This window comes from Gallibacterium trehalosifermentans (assembly GCF_042433055.1).
Taxonomy (GTDB): domain Bacteria; phylum Pseudomonadota; class Gammaproteobacteria; order Enterobacterales; family Pasteurellaceae; genus Gallibacterium; species Gallibacterium trehalosifermentans.
On sequence record NZ_JBHLWB010000001.1, the window covers coordinates 517,754 to 536,895 of the forward strand.

At 38.3% G+C, this 19,142-nt stretch carries 21 protein-coding genes; 13 read left to right on the forward strand and 8 right to left on the reverse strand.

The window, feature by feature from the left end; all coding sequences use genetic code 11:
• Window positions 1–227: 227 nt before the first annotated feature.
• Window positions 228–647, reverse strand: coding sequence for a type II toxin-antitoxin system HicB family antitoxin (locus ACFFHK_RS02175; protein WP_382368625.1), 420 nt, complete (start codon window positions 645–647; stop codon window positions 228–230).
• A 181-nt stretch (window positions 648–828) separates the two neighbouring features.
• Here ACFFHK_RS02175 and ACFFHK_RS02180 point away from each other — a divergent pair, with 181 nt between their 5' ends.
• The 3 genes from ACFFHK_RS02180 to ACFFHK_RS02190 all read left to right on the forward strand — a co-directional run bounded on the left by ACFFHK_RS02180 (window position 829) and on the right by ACFFHK_RS02190 (window position 2,484).
• A complete protein-coding gene (locus ACFFHK_RS02180) occupies window positions 829–1,143 on the forward strand; it encodes a hypothetical protein (RefSeq protein WP_382368628.1) in 315 nt (104 codons plus the stop codon).
• A gap of 457 nt (window positions 1,144–1,600) precedes the next feature.
• The gene (locus tag ACFFHK_RS02185) at window positions 1,601–2,080 is read left to right on the forward strand and encodes a type III toxin-antitoxin system ToxN/AbiQ family toxin (protein WP_382368631.1); all 480 of its coding nucleotides are present in this window, start codon (window positions 1,601–1,603) and stop codon (window positions 2,078–2,080) included.
• Window positions 2,081–2,166: 86 nt separating this feature from the next.
• Window positions 2,167–2,484, forward strand: coding sequence for a HigA family addiction module antitoxin (locus ACFFHK_RS02190; protein ID WP_382368634.1), 318 nt, complete (start codon window positions 2,167–2,169; stop codon window positions 2,482–2,484).
• Between the two features lie 408 nt (window positions 2,485–2,892).
• On the opposite strand, the gene ACFFHK_RS02195 is transcribed toward ACFFHK_RS02190, so the two are convergent.
• Both ACFFHK_RS02195 and ACFFHK_RS02200 read right to left on the reverse strand, forming a co-directional pair.
• On the reverse strand, window positions 2,893–3,645 hold the full coding sequence (locus ACFFHK_RS02195) for an esterase family protein (protein ID WP_382368637.1): 753 nt from the start codon (window positions 3,643–3,645) through the stop codon (window positions 2,893–2,895).
• 11 nt (window positions 3,646–3,656) lie between these two features.
• Window positions 3,657–4,835, reverse strand: a complete 1,179-nt coding sequence (locus tag ACFFHK_RS02200) for an ATP-grasp domain-containing protein (protein WP_382368640.1) — start codon at window positions 4,833–4,835, stop codon at window positions 3,657–3,659.
• Between the two features lie 179 nt (window positions 4,836–5,014).
• On the opposite strand from ACFFHK_RS02200, the gene ettA reads away from it, so the two are divergent.
• The 6 genes from ettA to ACFFHK_RS02230 all read left to right on the forward strand — a co-directional run bounded on the left by ettA (window position 5,015) and on the right by ACFFHK_RS02230 (window position 9,929).
• Window positions 5,015–6,685, forward strand: coding sequence for an energy-dependent translational throttle protein EttA (gene ettA / locus ACFFHK_RS02205; RefSeq protein WP_382368643.1), 1,671 nt, complete (start codon window positions 5,015–5,017; stop codon window positions 6,683–6,685).
• Between the two features lie 150 nt (window positions 6,686–6,835).
• Entirely contained in the window at window positions 6,836–7,306 is a 471-nt protein-coding gene (gene ribH / locus ACFFHK_RS02210; RefSeq protein WP_382368646.1) for a 6,7-dimethyl-8-ribityllumazine synthase, read from the forward strand.
• A complete protein-coding gene (nusB, locus tag ACFFHK_RS02215; protein WP_382368649.1) occupies window positions 7,306–7,731 on the forward strand; it encodes a transcription antitermination factor NusB in 426 nt (141 codons plus the stop codon). The genes ribH and nusB overlap by 1 nt, the downstream gene beginning before the upstream one ends.
• Before the next feature lie 97 nt (window positions 7,732–7,828).
• Window positions 7,829–8,809 (forward strand): thiamine-phosphate kinase, encoded by a 981-nt coding sequence (gene thiL, locus ACFFHK_RS02220; RefSeq protein WP_382368652.1) that lies wholly within the window; start codon window positions 7,829–7,831, stop codon window positions 8,807–8,809.
• A complete protein-coding gene (locus ACFFHK_RS02225; protein ID WP_382368655.1) occupies window positions 8,781–9,290 on the forward strand; it encodes a phosphatidylglycerophosphatase A family protein in 510 nt (169 codons plus the stop codon). The genes thiL and ACFFHK_RS02225 overlap by 29 nt, the downstream gene beginning before the upstream one ends.
• A 15-nt stretch (window positions 9,291–9,305) precedes the next feature.
• Window positions 9,306–9,929 (forward strand): LysE family transporter, encoded by a 624-nt coding sequence (locus ACFFHK_RS02230; RefSeq protein ID WP_382368937.1) that lies wholly within the window; start codon window positions 9,306–9,308, stop codon window positions 9,927–9,929.
• On the opposite strand, the gene matP is transcribed toward ACFFHK_RS02230, so the two are convergent.
• The 5 genes from matP to pepT form a co-directional block, all read right to left on the reverse strand.
• Window positions 9,921–10,367 carry a macrodomain Ter protein MatP gene (gene matP, locus ACFFHK_RS02235; RefSeq protein ID WP_382368658.1) on the reverse strand — a complete coding sequence of 149 codons (447 nt, stop codon included), beginning with the start codon at window positions 10,365–10,367 and terminating at the stop codon, window positions 9,921–9,923. The genes ACFFHK_RS02230 and matP overlap by 9 nt on opposite strands.
• 125 nt (window positions 10,368–10,492) lie before the next feature.
• A complete protein-coding gene (locus tag ACFFHK_RS02240) occupies window positions 10,493–11,245 on the reverse strand; it encodes a YdcF family protein (protein ID WP_382368661.1) in 753 nt (250 codons plus the stop codon).
• A gap of 80 nt (window positions 11,246–11,325) precedes the next feature.
• Window positions 11,326–11,517 carry a YoaH family protein gene (locus ACFFHK_RS02245; RefSeq protein WP_382368664.1) on the reverse strand — a complete coding sequence of 64 codons (192 nt, stop codon included), beginning with the start codon at window positions 11,515–11,517 and terminating at the stop codon, window positions 11,326–11,328.
• Window positions 11,518–11,533: 16 nt separating this feature from the next.
• Window positions 11,534–12,622, reverse strand: a complete 1,089-nt coding sequence (sohB, locus tag ACFFHK_RS02250) for a protease SohB (RefSeq protein ID WP_382368667.1) — start codon at window positions 12,620–12,622, stop codon at window positions 11,534–11,536.
• Between the two features lie 588 nt (window positions 12,623–13,210).
• On the reverse strand, window positions 13,211–14,452 hold the full coding sequence (gene pepT, locus ACFFHK_RS02255) for a peptidase T (RefSeq protein WP_382368670.1): 1,242 nt from the start codon (window positions 14,450–14,452) through the stop codon (window positions 13,211–13,213).
• 270 nt (window positions 14,453–14,722) lie between these two features.
• Between pepT and potA the strand changes: the two genes are divergently transcribed.
• The 4 genes from potA to ACFFHK_RS02275 all read left to right on the forward strand — a co-directional run bounded on the left by potA (window position 14,723) and on the right by ACFFHK_RS02275 (window position 18,772).
• Window positions 14,723–15,844: a spermidine/putrescine ABC transporter ATP-binding protein PotA gene (gene potA, locus ACFFHK_RS02260; protein ID WP_382368673.1), complete on the forward strand. Its 1,122-nt coding sequence runs from the start codon at window positions 14,723–14,725 to the stop codon at window positions 15,842–15,844.
• A complete protein-coding gene (gene potB, locus ACFFHK_RS02265) occupies window positions 15,825–16,685 on the forward strand; it encodes a spermidine/putrescine ABC transporter permease PotB (RefSeq protein WP_382368940.1) in 861 nt (286 codons plus the stop codon). The genes potA and potB overlap by 20 nt, the downstream gene beginning before the upstream one ends.
• Window positions 16,685–17,458 (forward strand): spermidine/putrescine ABC transporter permease PotC, encoded by a 774-nt coding sequence (gene potC / locus ACFFHK_RS02270; protein WP_382368676.1) that lies wholly within the window; start codon window positions 16,685–16,687, stop codon window positions 17,456–17,458. The genes potB and potC overlap by 1 nt, the downstream gene beginning before the upstream one ends.
• A 294-nt stretch (window positions 17,459–17,752) precedes the next feature.
• On the forward strand, window positions 17,753–18,772 hold the full coding sequence (locus ACFFHK_RS02275) for an extracellular solute-binding protein (protein ID WP_382368943.1): 1,020 nt from the start codon (window positions 17,753–17,755) through the stop codon (window positions 18,770–18,772).
• Window positions 18,773–19,142 lie beyond the last annotated feature (370 nt).

The window sequence follows — 19,142 nt, forward strand, 5'->3', positions numbered from 1 at the left end:
GTAAGTGTGATGGGGGCGTTTGCTTATTCAGGCAAGCACAAGGGAAAAGCACTCTTCTAAACAGCACATATAGAAAAGGCAAGGATAAAACCTTGCCTGTTTCTGTAAATTAAGTAAGCATTTACGGTAGCTAATCACCTAAATTGTTTGGTTAGTAGTAAGATACTTGTAAACCATACGCTGTATAGTTGTTTTTGCCTTATAAAATCAAGCCTTAAACGTTATTTTTAGCTTATAGTTAAATTAATTTCTCGCCCTAATTTTTTAAACGCTTTTTCGACAAAATCAATTTTTGATGGGTGGCGAAAATCTAATAAGCGATCAATTTGTGGCATATGTACATCAAGACGGCGAGCCATTTCCGCTTTTCGCACATTTTGAGCAAGCATTTCATTAAGTAATAGTACTTTTAGTGAACGCAATAACGATAATGGGACAGTGTACTGATTTTCTTTTATCTGGCTTGGCAAAGGAATAGGGCGTCTATCATCAAAATAAAACTCGAGTGCTGTTTCTAGTCCTTCTTCAGCTTCAAGTAATGCACTTTCAATATCTTCGCCTACACTTGCTGCTTCTGGAATGTCAGGAAAGGTTACAAGAAAAGTGCCGTTATCATCAGCGATAACTTCTACAGGATAGCGTAACATAAAAACTCCTTAAATGTGATACGGTCGTTGTAGGCTACAACATTTTTGTTGCATTGCAACATTTTTGTTGTGTTTTTCTGAGAAATTCCCTACACCTTTATGAGAAATCCACTATTTGCTTAATGCTCTACTTAATAATAAAATACGTAAATGAGTAAATAAGTTAAAAAAGGAGCGCACTATGACGGCAACAGCAAGAATTAATTTTGAAACAAGTTTAGATTTAAAAAAAGCGATTAAGATGTTTACTGTGCAACATAATATGACGATTAGGGAATTTTTTGAGGAGCTCGCTATGGAGAAACTTGCGCAATATAATAGCGATGTACAACCGCTAACGGCGGAAGAAGAAGAGATTATGAATGAAGCTTATGAGTTTTTTTCAACAAAAGAAATGCACCACTTCAGCAAAGAAGAATTTGATGAAATTGTTGAAAAAGTGAAAAAGGGTGAAGATTTAAGAGTGTTGTTGAAAATGGACTATATTAATGATTAATTTAACTTTTTCAAATGATTTCAATGAGTTAGTTTTTAATAAGGTTCTCAGTGATCAATCCAAAAAGGAGTTAATTCTAAGATTAAAAGAGTCTGTTATAAAACTAAACAAATCGAAAAATACTAAAATTTTTGTTAAAAGAAAACCTCAAATACAAAACTAAAAAATAAAAATCTGAAAAATTTGCTTTTTTTGTCTTAACTCGCTCTACTTTTTGTGGGAAATTTTTTTGATATGGGTAGATGTGTGAGAATTTTTATTCTTACCAAAGTTTATTCTTGTAATTAGATATAAAAAGGATTATATTTTTTGCAGGTGTAAGCTACCATAAGTGCTACTTAATTGGGTGTAAGCTACCATAAGTGCTACTTAATTGGGTGTAAGCTACCATAAGTGCTGGAAAAGATGCCTGATGGCATCTTTTTTTTTATATTGATATTCGTTTTTGGTAATAACAATGAGTGATAAATTAAGACTTTATCGGGTAACTGATCGTTATCTTAATTTTTTAAGAAAAGTAGAACCTAAAATCCCAATGAATAAATGCAATGGAAAAGAGAGACCTTTTGTAGGTATTGTACTTTCTATTAATGGTGTTAAATATATTGCGCCTTTATCTTCTAAAATTGGGAAAGGACAAACCGATTTTAAGGTAAAAATTAGAGATGAACAAAAAGCAACGATTCGATTTGCTTATATGTTTCCAATCGTACCTACTGCTTTAGTCGAAATTGATTATACCGAAGAATTTAAACTTGATTTTAAATATACAGCGTTACTTATCAATGAAGATTTATATATCAATCAGCACAAAGATCGCATTCACGAAATTGCAACAAAAACTTATACAAATGTCATTACAAAACGCTTTGGATTTGAAAAATTTTGCTGCGATTTTACTAAGCTAGAAAAAATATATCTGGATTATGCTGATTAATATCTTCGTCTTATTTTTCACTTTGAGAATGGCGAAATTTCTCAGTTATATCTCGACCCACATCGTTATGATGTTTAGGAGTGATTATGTTATCGACACAACGCAGACCAACCCCTGTTGGGGAAATCTTACAAACCGAATTTCTTGAGCCGCTAAATCTCAAAATTGGCGACCTTGCCAAAATTCTTGATGTTCACCGCAACACCGCCAGCAGTCTTGTCAATAACAGCTCGCGTGTTACCCTGGAAATGGCAATGAAACTCGCTAAAGCCTTTGGTACTACCCCTGAATTTTGGATTAATTTGCAACATAACGTGGATTTATGGGAGCTTAACCATAACCCACGCTTTCAACAAAGTTTAGCGAAAGTCGCCGTTACACATTCATCTACACTGGTTATTTAATTTCTTCTTTTTCAGTAAAAGCTAAACTATCAAAAAGCAAAATGAGAAGTGAAATAGATAATATATATTTGATTAGCTTCTATCTTGCACGAGAAATCACTTGACAAACAAAAAGCCCACAATGAAACATTGTAGGCTTTTCTGAAATATCATTTGTTACATATGTAACCGTATTTTATAATGCTCTCACTTTCAAGAGACAGCTTGAAAGTGAGCGTAAGGCTTTCACCTTACAAAATGAAGAAGGATAATAATATGTTAAACCACATTATCCTAGTTATCGTTTTATTACTCTGGTCTTTGCCAGTTTACTAATCCGATAACTTACTGGGGAGCGCCAACTCCCCAGTGCTTCAAATCATAAGGGGTTAGCTTAGCATTGTCAAGAATGGAAATTGATGCCCGCAGTTAAATTAATCCTTGTGCCTCTAGTTTGCTTAAAAAGAATGGCATTTGTACTTTCCACCAACCCCAGTCGTGATCAACATCATGTCCCCAAAAATCAAACCATGCTGGAATCTCTTTCGCTTGAAAAGCTTCCTGTAAACGCGCGGTATCCGCTATATGCTGTTCTTCCCATGCGCCTTGCCCCACCGCCACTATATAATGATTTTGTCGATAGCGATCTAAGAACCAATTATCATATTGTCCCCAAAGATAATCGATTGGTGAGTTAAAATAGACCGTTTGATCGCCATAAAACTCGCCTGTAAAAAAGCGTGCATCATAGACACCACTTAATGCAATCGCTATATCAAATAGATCGGGATAACGTAAGGCAAAATTGATGGTATGGAATGCGCCCATACTGCAACCTGTTGCTATCATTGCACCGCCCCATTCTGATTCATAACGAATTAATGGCACTAATTCCTGTACAATATAACGATCATAAGCTTGATGTGCTAATGCCATATCGTGTCCTGATTTATTGACCGCTAGCCAAGATTCTTTATCCAAGGAATCGGGGGTATAGAATTTCACTAAACCTCGCTCAATAAAAGTACGACAAGCTTCCATCATGCCAAAATCGGCATATTCATTATGGCTGCCACCTGATGAGGGAAACACGATAATCGGTTTACCTGCATGACCATAAACATTGAAATACATTTCACGTCCAAGTTCACCGCTCCAGTGGCTTCTTCTTTCAAAGTGCATACTCTTTCCCCTTACTGTTTAGCGTGCGCAAATTGAATAATTTCACGCAGTTGTTCCATCGTTTCTGTCCGCGCCAAAATTCCCTCCTCTCCCATAATTTTGGCAAAAATACCAGGGACATTTTGCACGCTAATAATATTATGCGAAAAACGTTCACAAATTGCTTGAATGGAATGTTGATAATTTTTATTGGCTTTGCGTGAGATATAAACCACATTCCAAGGGTGGGTAATTTGTGCGTAAAATTTGTTTTCTTTCACGATATGGGCATACTCATTAAATACATCAAAATCATTTGCATAATTCCACATATCAATCGTTAATCCACCAGGTGGACGGCAATTAATTTCTAGTGGCATTAATTCATTAGTTTGCTTCACACGGAAAAATTCAAAATGGAAAAAACGTTCCCGCACGTTAAATGCTTCTACACACTGTTTGCCTAACTCGATTAATTTTGCAGAAATTTCTCGCGGAACGTAATAGAACATATCGCCATCTTTGGCAACGGTATCTAGTACTGCTTCGGAATATTCAAGGCTAGAATAGAACACAATATTACCGTTAATATCAGTTAAGCCATCAAAGGTAACAATATCACCATCGATAAACTCTTCCATTATGTATTCCACGTTTGGATTTTTAGCGCCAAAAAATGCCGCTAAGTCATCGCTGGATTTTATCTTGTAAGTATCGCTCGCCCCTACGCCAGAATTTGGCTTGATAATCACAGGGAATTTCAGTTCTTGCGCTAATTGGCGAGCATCGTCATCATCGTTAAAGACTCGCCCTTTCGCTACTTTTAGCCCCGTCGCACGGAAAATTTCTTTCATTTGCGATTTGGTTTTAATCGCATTCATATCGCTGGTTTTATAACCAAACACATTAAAATCGGTGCGCAATTTGGCATCGAGTTCTAGCCAATATTCATTATGCGATTCAATCCGATCAATGCGTCCATATTTATGGGCAAAGTAACCTAGCGCACGGTAAACTTGATCATAATCCTCCATATTATCCACACGATAATATTCTGTCAGTGCGTTACGTAATCCCTCACTTAATGATTCATAAGGCGCGTCGGCAATGCCTAATGTGTTAAAGCCATTTTCCCGTAATCGCACGGCGAACGTTTCAAAATTCGTCGGGAAATGCGGCGAAATCATCACAAAATTTAATGGTCTTGACATTCAAGTTTCCTCAAAATAAAAGTTGATGTTGCTGTTGTGCTGAAGATCGTTTGATCTGCTTTGTATTGTGCCATAAATCCGATTTTTTTGTGTAGAAAACTTCCGACTAAAAATAGTCAAAACGCAGAATTTCAAGTAGAATAGCGCCTTTTCATCTAACCACAAACAAAGCGAGAACTATGTCAACACAATTTGTTTATACTATGCATCGCGTGAGCAAAGTTGTGCCACCGAAGCGTCAAATTTTAAAAGATATTTCTTTAAGCTTTTTCCCTGGTGCCAAAATTGGTGTTTTAGGTTTAAATGGCGCGGGAAAATCTACCCTTTTACGGATTATGGCGGGCGTCGATCAAGAATTTGAAGGCGAAGCACGTCCACAACCAGGTATCAAAATCGGTTATCTGCCACAAGAACCGAAACTCTCTCCAGAACAAACTGTGCGTGAAGCGATTGAGGAAGCGGTTGCCGAAGTAAAAACCGCATTAACGCGTTTAGATGAAGTTTATGCGTTATACGCTGATCCTGATGCGGATTTTGATAAACTTGCTGCGGAACAAGCGCAATTAGAAGCGATTATTCAAGCACATGATGGGCATAATTTACAAAATCAATTAGAGCGTGCCGCAGATGCGTTACGTTTACCTGATTGGGAGAGCAAAATTGAACATCTTTCTGGGGGTGAACGTCGTCGTGTCGCGCTTTGCCGTCTATTATTAGAAAAACCAGATATGTTATTGCTCGATGAGCCAACCAACCACTTAGATGCTGAATCAGTCGCTTGGTTAGAACGCTTCTTACACGATTATGAAGGAACCGTAGTGGCGATTACCCACGATCGTTATTTCCTTGATAACGTTGCTGGCTGGATTCTTGAGTTAGACCGTGGTGAGGGCATTCCTTGGGAGGGCAACTACTCCTCTTGGTTGGAGCAAAAAGAGAAACGCTTAGCCCAAGAAGCAGCGACTGAATCGGCTCGTCAAAAATCGATTGAGAAAGAGCTTGAATGGGTGCGTCAAAATCCAAAAGGTCGCCAAGCCAAAAGTAAAGCACGTATGGCGCGTTTTGAAGAGCTTAATTCTGGTGAATATCAAAAACGCAATGAAACCAACGAACTTTTTATTCCACCTGGTCCACGCTTAGGGGATAAAGTCATTGAAGTGGCAAATCTATCAAAATCTTTTGGTGATCGTACGCTGATTGATGACCTTTCATTTAGTATTCCTAAAGGGGCGATTGTGGGCATTATCGGCGCAAATGGTGCAGGTAAATCCACTTTATTTAGAATGTTATCTGGTCAGGAACAACCTGATAGCGGTTCAATTACCTTAGGGGAAACGGTGGTACTCTCTTCTGTCGAACAGTTTAGAGATGCTATGGATAATAGCAAAACTGTCTGGGAAGAGGTTTCTGGTGGTTTAGATATTATGAAGATCGGTAACTTTGAAATTCCTAGCCGTGCTTATGTCGGTCGCTTTAACTTTAAAGGCGTCGATCAGCAAAAACGCGTGTGTGAGCTATCAGGGGGTGAACGTGGGCGTTTACATCTCGCCAAACTGCTCCAACGCGGCGGAAATGTGTTACTGCTTGACGAACCAACCAATGATCTTGATGTGGAAACCTTGCGTGCATTAGAAAATGCGATTTTAGAATTTCCAGGTTGTGTTATGGTGATTTCGCACGACCGTTGGTTCTTAGACCGTATTGCCACCCATATTCTTGATTACGGTGATGAGGGTAAAGTTACTTTCTATGAAGGAAACTTTACAGATTATGAAGAATGGAAGAAAAAGACGTTTGGTGCAGAAGCCGTGCAACCAAAACGGATTAAATATAAGCGTATTACTAAGTAATCCTAATTAATAAAAAATCCTGTTGTTTAATTAAATAACAGGATTTTTTACTTTATTCCTTTTGTGATTTCCCTCTCTTATTTTCTGCTTTTTTATGCTAGAATTTGCAACCGTTTTTGTTCATTTATATTTGGATCTATTGGAGAAAATATGAAAGTTTTAGAAGGTCAAGTCGCTGCGCCTAATGCGAAAATTGCCGTCGTGATCGCACGTTTTAATAGTTTTATTAATGATAGTTTATTAGAGGGGGCGCTTGATGCCTTAACACGTATCGGTCAAGTTAACGAGGAAAATATTACTATCGTTAAAGCCCCAGGTGCATATGAATTACCGTTAGTGGCTCGCCGTTTAGCCTCAAGCAAAAAATTTGATGCGATTGTAGCATTAGGGACGGTGATTCGTGGTGGTACAGCACACTTTGAATATGTTGCTGGCGAAGCAAGCAGCGGTCTTGGTCAGGTAGCAATGCAAGCGGAAATTCCAGTTGCTTTCGGCGTACTTACTACTGAAAATATTGAGCAAGCTATCGAACGTGCTGGTACTAAAGCAGGCAATAAAGGGGCTGAAGCGGCATTAGTTGCTTTAGAAATGGTTAACTTATTAGCACAAATTTCAGAATAATGACTCAACAAGCAAAACCAACCAAGCGTCGTCGCGCTCGTGAATGTACTGTGCAAGCCCTTTATTCTTGGTTTGTATCGCAAAATGCGCCAGAAAAAGTTGAACTGGATTTCATCACTGATGAAGATATGAAAGGCGTTGATTTACCCTATTTTCGCAAGTTATTTCGTGAAACCATTAATAATCTAGACACGCTCGAAGCGTTGTTCTCGCCTTATTTAGATCGTTCTATTGCAGAACTTGGTACGATTGAACGTGCGATCCTTTCTGTAGCGGTGTATGAACTAAAATTTTTACCTGATGTGCCTTATAAAGTGGTTATCAACGAAGCGATCGAAGTGGCTAAAGTATTTGGTGCAGAAGAAAGCCATAAATATATCAATGGAGTATTAGATAAAGTTGCGCCACAATTAGGGCGTAAATAATTTTTGCTTATCAATAACTTTAGGTGATAAATAATTTTGGACTTTTCGCCTTATCTGAGCAATCAGATAAGGTATGCCAACCAAGGATTGTAAAACTATGACCGATAATGGCGAATTTGATATTATTCGACGTTATTTTGCGTGCTCAAACCGTCAACCCCGCCGTGATGTTTTGCTCTCTATCGGCGATGATTGCGCGATTACTGAAATCAAACCTAACCGCCGTTTGGCAATGACAACGGATACCCTTGTCGAAGGTACGCACTTCTTGCCGACAATTTCCCCTGCTGACTTAGCCTATAAAGCTGTTGCGGTCAATTTAAGTGATTTAGCCGCGATGGGAGCAGAACCTGCTTGGCTGAGTTTAGCCCTCACTATGCCGAACATTGATCATCAATGGCTCACTGAGTTTAGTCAGAGCTTTTTTGCCATTCTTGATCATTACAATGTGGAGTTAATTGGTGGAGACACGACAAAAGGTAAACTCTCTCTCACGATTACTGCACATGGTTTAGTGGCTAAAGAGAAAATTTTATGTCGGCATAATGCGAAAGTTGGCGATTGGATTTATGTTTCTGGGACGCTTGGCGATAGTGCAGCTGGCTTAGATCTGTTATTGAAACAGATGCCTATTGAAAATGCTGATCAGCAATATCTTTTACAACGCCATCTACGCCCAACGCCTCGTGTGTTAATGGGCATGGAGCTAGCAGGTATTGCCAATGCGGCGATTGATCTCTCCGATGGCTTAATTTCTGATTTACAACATATTCTCGATCGCAGCCAATGTGGTGCGGTGATTGAACTTGATAAATTACCCCTTTCTGAGCAACTCTTACGCCAATATCCACCTGAACAAGCATTACAATTTGCCCTTGCTGGTGGGGAAGATTACGAGTTATGTTTTACGGTATCCGAGCCTCAACGTGAAAAAATGGAGCGCACTTTAAAATATCTCGGCGTTGCTTACCACTGTATTGGGCAAATTCGGGCAAATAAACAATTACAATTTACGCAACATCATCAACCAGTAGAGGTAACCGTTTCTCATGGCTTCGACCACTTCAGCGAAAAATAAGCATAACGCATTACAAAACATTAAACTTGCCAATCCTGTACATTTTCTTGCCGTAGGTTTTGGTTCTGGTTTAATTTCACCTGCACCTGGGACGTGGGGAACCTTAGCGGGGTTACTCGTCGGTTTATTGCTATTACACTGGCTTCCTGTTTCGCTCTTTTTTGTGCTGACAGTGATTGCTTTTCTGCTAGGTATCTATTTATGTCATAAAACCGCAGAAGATATGCAAGTACATGATCACGGGGCGATTGTTTGGGACGAAATTGTGGCGATTTGGTTAGTGCTTTGTGCTTTACCTAATTATTCTTGGACGTGGTGTTTAGCGGCATTTGTGCTATTTAGACTCTTCGATATTTTGAAACCAATACCAATTCGTTACTTTGATCGCCGTTTAAAAACGGGGTTTGGCATTATGTTTGATGATTTACTGGCGGCACTCTATGCCATTATATTGATCATGCTTTACCAATGGTGGCTATAAAGGGAGTGTTTTATGTTGTGGAATATTATGATCGTGCATTTATTAGGATTAATGAGCCCTGGTCCCGATTTTTTCTATATCAGCCGCACTGCCGCCAGTCAATCTAAACGCAATGCCATCTGTGCAGTTATCGGTATTAGCCTCGGTGTTGCCTTTTGGGCAACTGCTGCCTTGTTAGGGTTGGCAATCATCTTTTCTACCAGTGAATTATTACACGGTATTGTGGTGTTACTTGGTGGCGGTTATTTAACCTATATTGGCTATAAAATGTTAAATGTGCGAGCAAATGTCAGTTTTGCCAAAGAACAGCAACAAATACAAACACAAACGACAATTAAGCAAGAAATTTTAAAAGGGTTATTGGTTAACCTTTCTAATGCAAAAGTGGTGATTTACTTTAGCAGCGTGCTATCACTCTATTTAGCTAACGTAACGGGCTTCCAGCATATTTTATTGGTATTGGCAATTATTTTGCTGGAGACGTTTGTTTATTTCTATGTGATTGCCCTGCTGTTCTCTCGTCCAGCTGCAAAACGTTTTTATAGTCAATATAGCCGTTGGTTAGATAATGCTGCAGGGCTTGTCTTTATCGCATTTGGCTTATACTTAGTCTATTCTGCGTTTCACTATTTATTTTAGAAGATCTTTGAGATTTTTCTTCATCGCTTGAATTTGCGATTCATATAAGACCTTGCTTTCTTGCTCATCAATCATATACATAATGGTTTGCGACAAGGTCATTTTCATTTTACGAGAATAGCGGGAAAGGCGATGCCAAACGGCATAATCCAGATCGATTGATTTTTTCTTAGTGGTTTGTTTTTCTGCATTAAAAAAGCGTTTCCGTTTGGCGCGGATTGCCTGATCTAATTTCACCACTAAATCAGGCGACATATGATTTTCAATCCATTGTTTCACCGCTTCCGTCTGGTGTTCTAATTTTGTGAGTTGTTGAATTTTATCTTCTGCCATGCTCTGCTCTAAATAACGTGTTATGTTTACACCCTCACGTGCTTTGCGTGTTAAATAAAGCCATTTCCACTGCGTTTCTTGGTTATCCAGTTTTTGGTAGCGCATAATGAACCTCACAAATTAGCCTAAATTTTAGGCGCAAAACATTCACATTTTTATTGCAGTTACAAGGTAACTCGCTGATTATAGAGTTTTTTTTGTCATTAAGCTATGCAATATTCAGACTAAATTTATAACCCAATCAATTTATCTCGCAACAGCCCTAACCATTCACGCAATACCAATCCCGATTGATAGAAACTGACAGGTTGGGGAATAAAGTTAAGTAATCCACTACTTGAGGCGCGCTGACTCAAGGTTGGTGCAGGCAAGACGTCAAACCCTTGACGCTGGAATGCCGCAACTGCGCGTCGCATATGCCATTCATTGGTTACTAAAATCACGCGCTGAATCGCTTTTCCCGCTGCTGTTTGATCAAACAATTTACGCAAATAGATCGCATTTTGTTCCGTCGTGTTGGATTTATTATCAAGCCATGCGGCTTCAATTTGAAAAAAGCGTTGTAATTCACTCCCCATCACCTTGGCTTCATTATCCACCCCGCCACTAATGGCAATCGGCAAGCCTGTTTTTTGCTGTAAATAGACCGCATAACGCATTCTCTCTAATGGTAATGCCGCTGTTGTGGAATAAGATTCTGGGTAATCGCTATAACGCAAGCCACCGCCTAATACCACTATCACTTGTCCTTGTGTGTAAATCGCTGGATTTGGTCGCTCTAACGCAATATGACGCAGCAATAAATCAGAAAAGAAAGGGGTACTGATGAGATAAGCGAGTAATAATGAACCCGCTAATAACGTTTTGGCTGTTTTTTGCCAGCGGGTAAATAGCAAAATAAACGCCAATAAACCAAATAAAATCAGATTAAATGGCGGTAAAATGGCGGCTTCAATGACTTTTTTTAGAATGACTGCAAACATACGTTATTGCCTCAGTGTATTAAACAAAGTTATCCATTAACTTTTACCACATTATTAACTCAAGGAACCCATTAACTATCTTATATAGCCCTGTTCTTGAAATTAGCTTTATCGACCATCTGCTTATCTTGTTGTGATTTTGCTTGTTGGCGTAACGCTTCGGCGACGAAACGAATCGCTTCGCCACTATTAATACCTTGCTGCATCAACTGTTGAATTTTTTCCACCGCTTGTTGCTGCTGTTCGTGAGTTAAATTTAATGTATCTAGCATTTTTTTCTCTTTTTCATCAGAAAAATAAATTACGTTGTTGATAAAATGCTTTTTCTACCACATTAGCCGCACTTTCTTCTGCTTGTTTACCTAATTTTTGTGCCAGTGATTTTTTCATGCAATATTTCACTTGTAACACATCTTTCTCCGCTAATGCCTGTAAAATCACATCATCACTGGTTTTAATGTCATCAACTAAGGCAAGCGATAATGCCTGTTTTCCAAACCAATGTTCCCCTGTTGCCACTTGCTCAATCGCTACTTGCGGACGATGTTCGGCGACAAACTGCTTAAACAGTTGATGGGTTTCTTCCAATTCTTGTTGGAATTTTTGTTTTCCTTTTTCGGTATTTTCACCCAGCATCGTAACGGTACGTTTATATTCCCCTGCCGTCATTACATCAACATCGACATCATGTTTCTTTAACAAACGATGAATATTCGGTACTTGCGCTACGACACCAATCGATCCGAGAATAGCAAAAGGCGCCGCCACAATTTTATCTGCCACACACGCCATCATATAACCGCCACTTGCCGCTACTTTATCCACAGCAACGGTCAGTGAAATGCCTCGATCGCGTAAACGTTGTAATTGTGAGGCAGCAAAACCATAACCATGTACCACACCACCAGGGCTTTCTAAACGTAATAATACTTCGTCTTTTTCTGGACGTGCCACCGCTAAAATCGCATTTAATTCTTCACGCAATGCGTTGGTCGCACTCGCTTGAATATCACCATGAAAATCTAATACAAATAAACAAGGCTTTTGTTGGGCAAAAAGATCGGCTTCGCTCTGTTCTACGGTACCGTTTTCCTGTTGTTTCGCTTTTTTCTTCGCCGCTTTTTCCTCTGCTTTTTCTTGTTTTTTACGGCTTTTAGCAAGCTGCTTCGCTTGTTGTTCATCTAAACGAAACTCTTTTAATACTTGTTGTTGATCTTTATATTGTTCATTTAAATTGGTAATGCGTAACTCGCCCGTTTTATGCTGATTTTTCTGTTTTAATGTAAAAATCACCCCAAAAATCACTGCAATAATGACTACAAGGGTGATCACTTCTAAAATAAACACACTATAGTTGAGTAAAATATCTGCCCACATCGCTTAATCCTTATTTTCATTTCAATTTGTCAAAGCGGTTTATGATACTTGATTTTTTGTTTTTGGGAAGCGGATTTAGGTTTGGGGTTGGTTTTTGGTTTTAGGTTTCGCCCTAAAGGGCGACCTCATTTTATTCACAAGTTAGCTCAGATCACTTGCTTACCCTACGGGTCGCTGCAAGCAGCGCTCAAAAAGCTATCGCTTTTTGTTCTGCTCGTACAAAAAATTAACGAAAAAGAAAAGGTTCCCTTGTGTCTTGCCCGAATGCAGGAAAGATTTTTAGACAAAAAACGTCTAATTTTTATGAGCTGTGCGAAGAAAAATATCAGTTTTTTGTCGCTCGAAAAATCTTGACGGAATGAGGAAATAGCAAGGCACTAGGGTGTGCTTTTTTTTGCCTACTTTTCTTTGCACAAGCAAAAAAAAGTAGGTCGCCCTTTAGGGCGAAACCTAAATCTAAATCTAAATCTAAATCTAAATCTAAATCTAAATCTAAATCTAAATCTAAATCTAAATCTAAATCTAAATCTAAATCTAAATCTAATTAAAAATATAATAAAAAGTATTTATAAAAAACAAACAAATACCCTACCGCCTCGCTAACTTAGCAATTTCAATAATTGTCTTCGTCGCTTGCTGCATTTCATCTACACTGGCTAACTCATACTTACTATGAAAATTATAACCACCCGTAAATAAATTTGGACACGCAATGCCATTTGCCGCTAACCATGCCCCATCTGTCCCACCTCGGATAATTTTTCGTTTTGGCACAATGCCACAATTTTTCATCGCTTGCTCCGCCACTTGTACACTTTGCGGGACGTTTTCTACAACACTGCGCATATTACGATAGCTATCCTCAATCGAAATGCTAACATGCTCTGCTAATTGGCGACTCTGCGTAAATTCTTCTACTTTCTGTAACAACAAGGCTTTACGTTGTGCAAATCCCTCTTCGCTAAAATCACGAATCAGGTATTTCATTTCGCAGCATTCAATATCGCCAGTGATACTATTTAAGTGGAAAAATCCTTGTCGATCTGCTGTTTTCTCAGGCACTTCATCAGATGGCAGTAATTGCTGGAAATCACAAGCTAATGCTAATGCGTTGATTAATTTATCTTTTGCTTGCCCTAAATGGATCGCTCTACCTTTAATGGTAATAGTTGCCGTAGCGGCATTGAAATTTTCATACTCGATTTCGCCTAAGCCCCCACCATCAACAGTATACGCCCAATCACAAGCAAATTGCTGTAAAGGGAAATATTGCATTCCCGCCCCAATTTCTTCATCAGGCGTAAAAGCAACTCGAATATTCACTCTAGGCAATCGGTAACTCACAATCGTTGCCAATGCAGTCATAATTTCCGCAATACCTGCTTTATTATCTGCCCCTAATAGCGTTGTACCATCAGTAACAATTAGGCTATGCCCAACTAATTTTTGTAAAAATGGTGAGGTTACTGGGCTAATAAATTCCTCTCCTAACCCCAAGGCAATATCACCGCCTCGATACAGGCTAATGACTTCGGGTTTAATATCTTTACCTTTAACACTTGGGTGGGTGTCTAGATGAGCAATAAATCCTATCGTCGTGCGGTTATTGGGAATATTTGAGGGGAGGAATGCGGTTACTATACCTTGTGCATTCATTTCCACTTGAACAAGCCCTAAGCTTTTCAATTCATCACATAAATACCCTGCTAATAGCCACTGACCTCGACTACTAGGTGAATGTTTTACGCCTGCTTTTGATTGCGTATCAAAACTAATATAATTTAAAAAACGATCTAATAATCCGTCTCGCAAGGTTTCTTCTGGGTACATTTAATTTTCCATTATTTTGCTAAAAATACTCTCGTGATTTAGAACCAAGATGTTATCATACCCACCGTTTAATAATATGATATAAGTCAACGCCTTGGGGAAATTCTCTACTAAAGAGATTAGTAGATGTAGGATAGTTATTTAAGATAAGTAAAAAATTTTCAATCTAGGCTTTTAATTATGGAAAGATCGCTATATCATTGCGCTTTTCTTGTAGATGTAATTCTCGTGGGTATTTAGCCTATCGACTTAGGAGGGAAAATAAAGCTAGTGGAAAATCCAGTACAACAAAAGCCAATTATTGAGTTGCAATCTGTTACTAAATCTTATGATGGAAAAACGATCATTAAAGATGTTAATTTAACGATCAATAATGGTGAATTTTTAACGATTTTAGGGCCATCTGGCTGTGGTAAAACCACTATTTTACGCTTAATTGCTGGTTTTGAAGAAGTTAATGCCGGACGCATTATTCTTGATGGACAAGATATTACATCGATTCCAGCTGAGCAACGTAATATCAATACAGTATTCCAAAGCTATGCACTTTTCCCACATATGACCATTTTTGAAAATGTCGCCTTTGGTTTACGTATGCAAAAAGTACCTAATGAGGAAATCAAACCTCGTGTGCTGGAAGCATTAAAAATGGTACAACTAGAAGAGTTTGCAGATCGTAAACCAGCACAACTTTCTGGCGGTCAACAACAGCGTGTTGCGATTGCTCGTGCGGTAGTGAATAAACCAAAAGTTCTTTTACTGGACGAATCCCTTTCTGCATTAGATTATAAACTTCGTCAGCAAATGCAGAATGAATTAAAAGCTTTACAACGTCAGCTTGGCATTACCTTTATTTTCGTTACACATGATCAAGAAGAGGCATTAACGATGTCAGATCGTATTATTGTGTTACGTCAAGGTAAAATTGAACAAGACGGTACGCCTCGTGAAATTTATGAAGATCCGAAAAGTTTATTCGTAGCGAAATTTATTGGTGAAATTAATATTTTCGATGCGACGGTTCTACAACGTATTGATGAAAAACGGGTGCAAGCCAATGTTGAAGGGCGTATCTGCGACATTTATGTAACTCGTCCTGTTACGGAAGGGCAAAAATTAAAAGTATTACTTCGCCCTGAAGATATCCGCATTGAAGAAGTACATGATAAAGAAATACACGAAGGATTAATCGGTTATGTTTGTGAACGTAACTATAAAGGTATGACCTTAGAGTCAACAATACAGTTAGAATGTGGTAAGCGGGTACTGGTAAGTGAATTTTTCAATGAAGATGATCCTGATGTCGATCACTCTTTAAATCAAAAAGTCGCAATAACTTGGGTTGAAAGCTGGGAAGTGGTACTTGACGATGATGAAGATAACAACGCGTAAATTTCAAAATTTTACTGTCGCCATCATCTTTGCATGGCTAATCTTTTTTGTATTAGTGCCAAATCTATTGGTACTGATTACAAGTTTCTTAACTCGAGATAGCAGTAATTTGGTGGAATTTACTTTTTCACTAGATAGTTATAAACGTCTAATCGAACCGTTATATGCACAAGTATTGTGGAATTCTCTTTCTATGTCAGGAATTGCCACCATTATTTGTCTGGTTATCGGCTATCCCTTTGCCTTTATGATTGCCAAAATGCGCCCTGCGTTTCGTCCAATTATGCTCTTTTTGGTCATTTTACCATTCTGGACAAACTCGTTGATTCGTATTTATGGCATGAAAATTTTCTTAGGCGTAAAAGGAGTATTAAACAATACTTTGTTATGGTTAGGTATTATTAATGAACCTATTCGGATCTTGAACACTGAAGTCGCGGTAATCATCGGCTTAGTTTATATCTTACTACCATTTATGATTCTTCCACTTTACTCTTCTATTGAAAAGTTAGACCAACGTTTATTAGAAGCAGCCAAAGATCTTGGTGCCAATGCGTTCCAACGTTTTGTAAAAATTATTATTCCATTAACCATGCCTGGAATTATTGCAGGCTGTTTATTAGTGCTTTTACCAGCAATGGGAATGTTCTATGTAGCCGATTTACTCGGTGGCGCAAAAGTGCTATTAGTTGGTAACGTGATTAAGAGTGAATTCTTAATTGCACGTAACTGGCCATTTGGTTCATCTATCAGTATTGCATTAACTATTTTAATGGCACTTCTATTATTCATTTACTACCGTGCAGGTAAATTGTTTAACAAGAAATCGGAGTTGGAATAATGCGCAAGACACTACGAAATCTTTTTTTATTTTTGGTTTATGCCTACCTATATATCCCGATTGTTATTCTGGTGATTAATTCTTTCAACTTAGACCGTTATGGGCTTTCTTGGAAAGGATTTAGTCTTAACTGGTATGAACGTTTAGCCAATAATAATACGTTATTACAAGCAGCATTTCATTCCATTACGATTGCATTTTTTGCCGCAACCGTTGCTACTTTAATCGGTCTATTAACGGCGATTGCATTATATCGCTACCAATTTAAAGGCAAAAAATTTGTTGGTGGAATGCTGTTTATTGTGATGATGTCGCCTGATATTGTGATGGCGGTTTCGCTCTTAGCGTTATTTATGTTAGTTGGTATTTCATTAGGCTTTTGGTCATTACTTTTTGCCCACGTTACGTTCTGTTTGCCGTATGTGGTTGTTGCCGTATTCTCACGCTTAAAAGGTTTTGATGTCAAAATGTTAGAAGCTGCACGTGATCTTGGCGCAAGTGAAACTACGATTTTACGTAAAATTATTGTGCCATTAGCATTACCAGCCATTATTTCCAGTTGGCTATTAAGTTTCACCATTTCATTAGATGATGTGGTCGTTTCCTCATTCGTTACGGGAGTTAGTTATGAAGTGTTACCGCTGAAAATCTTCTCTCTCGTAAAAACTGGCGTAACACCAGAAGTGAATGCGTTAGCAACCATTATGATTATTTTCTCACTCATTTTGGTGATATTAAGTCAAATGATTGGTAGGAAAGATAAGGCGCAATAACCTTATCTAAATAGTATCTTGTGGACTATCTTGATAACGATGGCGTTAACGAGATAGTCCATTTTCAAAAATCCTCTCATATAAAATTTCCTAATTACAGATTAATTGTTGCCTTATTGAGCAACACTTTATACAATGGTTCGTCTTGTATGATATATCTGTTTAACACCTGTATTATCAACAAGTACCATAAAAAATCATTTTGATTTTTATATCCGCTTGGCTTTGGTCGAGCTATGGCTTTAATTAACTATAACGGAGAATTTTGTGAAAAAAATCACTACTTTATTAGGTATTAGTACGCTTGCTCTTGGTATTCATGCGGCTGCTCACGCAGAGGGAGACACCGTTTATCTTTATACTTGGACAGAATATGTACCTGACGGTTTATTGGACGATTTTACCAAAGAAACTGGTATTAAAGTAAACGTATCTAGTCTTGAATCAAATGAGACTATGTATGCTAAATTGAAAACATTAGGTGATAGTGCAACTTATGATGTTATTGCACCATCAAACTACTTTGTGTCAAAAATGGCTAAAGAAGGTATGTTATTACCGTTAGATCATAGTAAATTGCCGGTGATTAAAGATCTCGACCCAGATATGTTGAATAAGCCTTATGATCCAGGTAATAAATACTCTCTTCCTCAACTTTTAGGTGCGCCAGAAATTGTTTTCAATACAGATACCTACAAAGCTGATCAATTTAACTCTTGGGCAGACCTTTGGAAACCTGAGTTTAAAGGAAAAGTGCAATTATTAGATGATGCACGTGAAGTATTTAATATTGCATTATTAAAACTTGGCGAAGATCCAAATACCAAAGATCCTGCGGTTATCAAAAAAGCATATGAAGAGCTATTAAAATTACGTCCAAATGTATTGGCATTCACTTCTGACAACCCTGCAAACTCTTTTATTGCGGGTGAAGTGGAATTAGGTCAATTATGGAATGGTTCTGTGCGTATTGCGAAAAAAGAAGGTGCGCCAGTTAATGCAGTTTATCCAAAAGAAGGTCCAGTATTATGGGTTGATACGTTAGCAATTCCAAAAACTGCTAAAAACCCAGATGCAGCCCATAAACTTATTAACTATTTATTAAGCGAAAAGGTTGCAGCGCGCTTGGCAACAGAAATTGGGTATCCAACAACTAACTTAAAATCTAAAGCATTATTGCCAAAAGAAATTACTGAAGATCCAAGCATTTACCCACCAGCAGATGTGCTTAACAACAGTTATTGGCAAGATGATGTTGGTGATGCAATTCAATACTACGAAAACTACTATCAACAATTAAAAGCAGCTGAATAATTTATTTATTCTCTGGTTATTTAATGCGATGCACCCTCTTTTTAGAGGGTGTCAGACTGTTGAAAAATTTAGAGTTAAGTAAGATCTTCATAAAATGCTCAATAGGTTCCCTTGTGCTTTGCCCGAATGCAGGAAAGATTTTCAGGCAAAAAACGTCTAATTTTTCGCAGAAAAATATCAGTTTTTTGCCGCTCGGAAAATCTTGACGGAATGAGGAAACAGCAAGGCACTAGGGCGTGCTTTTTTTTGCCCACTTTTCTTTGCACGAGCAATAACAAAAAGCATTGCTTTTTGAGCGCTGCTTGCAGCGACCCGTAGGGTGAGCAAGTAAGCTGAGCGAACTTGCGAATAATAGTGGGTCGCCCTTTAG

Coding starts and splice junctions, on each gene's coding strand:
- sohB (WP_382368667.1), bottom strand. CDS start 12,622: ATGTGGGCAGATATTTTACTCAACTATAGTGTGTTTATTTTAGAAGTG.
- ACFFHK_RS02180 (WP_382368628.1), top strand. CDS start 829: ATGACGGCAACAGCAAGAATTAATTTTGAAACAAGTTTAGATTTAAAA.
- ACFFHK_RS02240 (WP_382368661.1), bottom strand. CDS start 11,245: ATGTTTGCAGTCATTCTAAAAAAAGTCATTGAAGCCGCCATTTTACCG.
- potC (WP_382368676.1), top strand. CDS start 16,685: ATGCGCAAGACACTACGAAATCTTTTTTTATTTTTGGTTTATGCCTAC.
- nusB (WP_382368649.1), top strand. CDS start 7,306: ATGACTCAACAAGCAAAACCAACCAAGCGTCGTCGCGCTCGTGAATGT.
- ACFFHK_RS02225 (WP_382368655.1), top strand. CDS start 8,781: ATGGCTTCGACCACTTCAGCGAAAAATAAGCATAACGCATTACAAAAC.
- pepT (WP_382368670.1), bottom strand. CDS start 14,452: ATGTACCCAGAAGAAACCTTGCGAGACGGATTATTAGATCGTTTTTTA.
- potB (WP_382368940.1), top strand. CDS start 15,825: ATGAAGATAACAACGCGTAAATTTCAAAATTTTACTGTCGCCATCATC.
- ACFFHK_RS02245 (WP_382368664.1), bottom strand. CDS start 11,517: ATGCTAGATACATTAAATTTAACTCACGAACAGCAGCAACAAGCGGTG.
- ACFFHK_RS02195 (WP_382368637.1), bottom strand. CDS start 3,645: ATGCACTTTGAAAGAAGAAGCCACTGGAGCGGTGAACTTGGACGTGAA.
- ACFFHK_RS02185 (WP_382368631.1), top strand. CDS start 1,601: ATGAGTGATAAATTAAGACTTTATCGGGTAACTGATCGTTATCTTAAT.
- ettA (WP_382368643.1), top strand. CDS start 5,015: ATGTCAACACAATTTGTTTATACTATGCATCGCGTGAGCAAAGTTGTG.
- ACFFHK_RS02190 (WP_382368634.1), top strand. CDS start 2,167: ATGTTATCGACACAACGCAGACCAACCCCTGTTGGGGAAATCTTACAA.
- ribH (WP_382368646.1), top strand. CDS start 6,836: ATGAAAGTTTTAGAAGGTCAAGTCGCTGCGCCTAATGCGAAAATTGCC.
- matP (WP_382368658.1), bottom strand. CDS start 10,367: ATGCGCTACCAAAAACTGGATAACCAAGAAACGCAGTGGAAATGGCTT.
- thiL (WP_382368652.1), top strand. CDS start 7,829: ATGACCGATAATGGCGAATTTGATATTATTCGACGTTATTTTGCGTGC.
- ACFFHK_RS02175 (WP_382368625.1), bottom strand. CDS start 647: ATGTTACGCTATCCTGTAGAAGTTATCGCTGATGATAACGGCACTTTT.
- ACFFHK_RS02200 (WP_382368640.1), bottom strand. CDS start 4,835: ATGTCAAGACCATTAAATTTTGTGATGATTTCGCCGCATTTCCCGACG.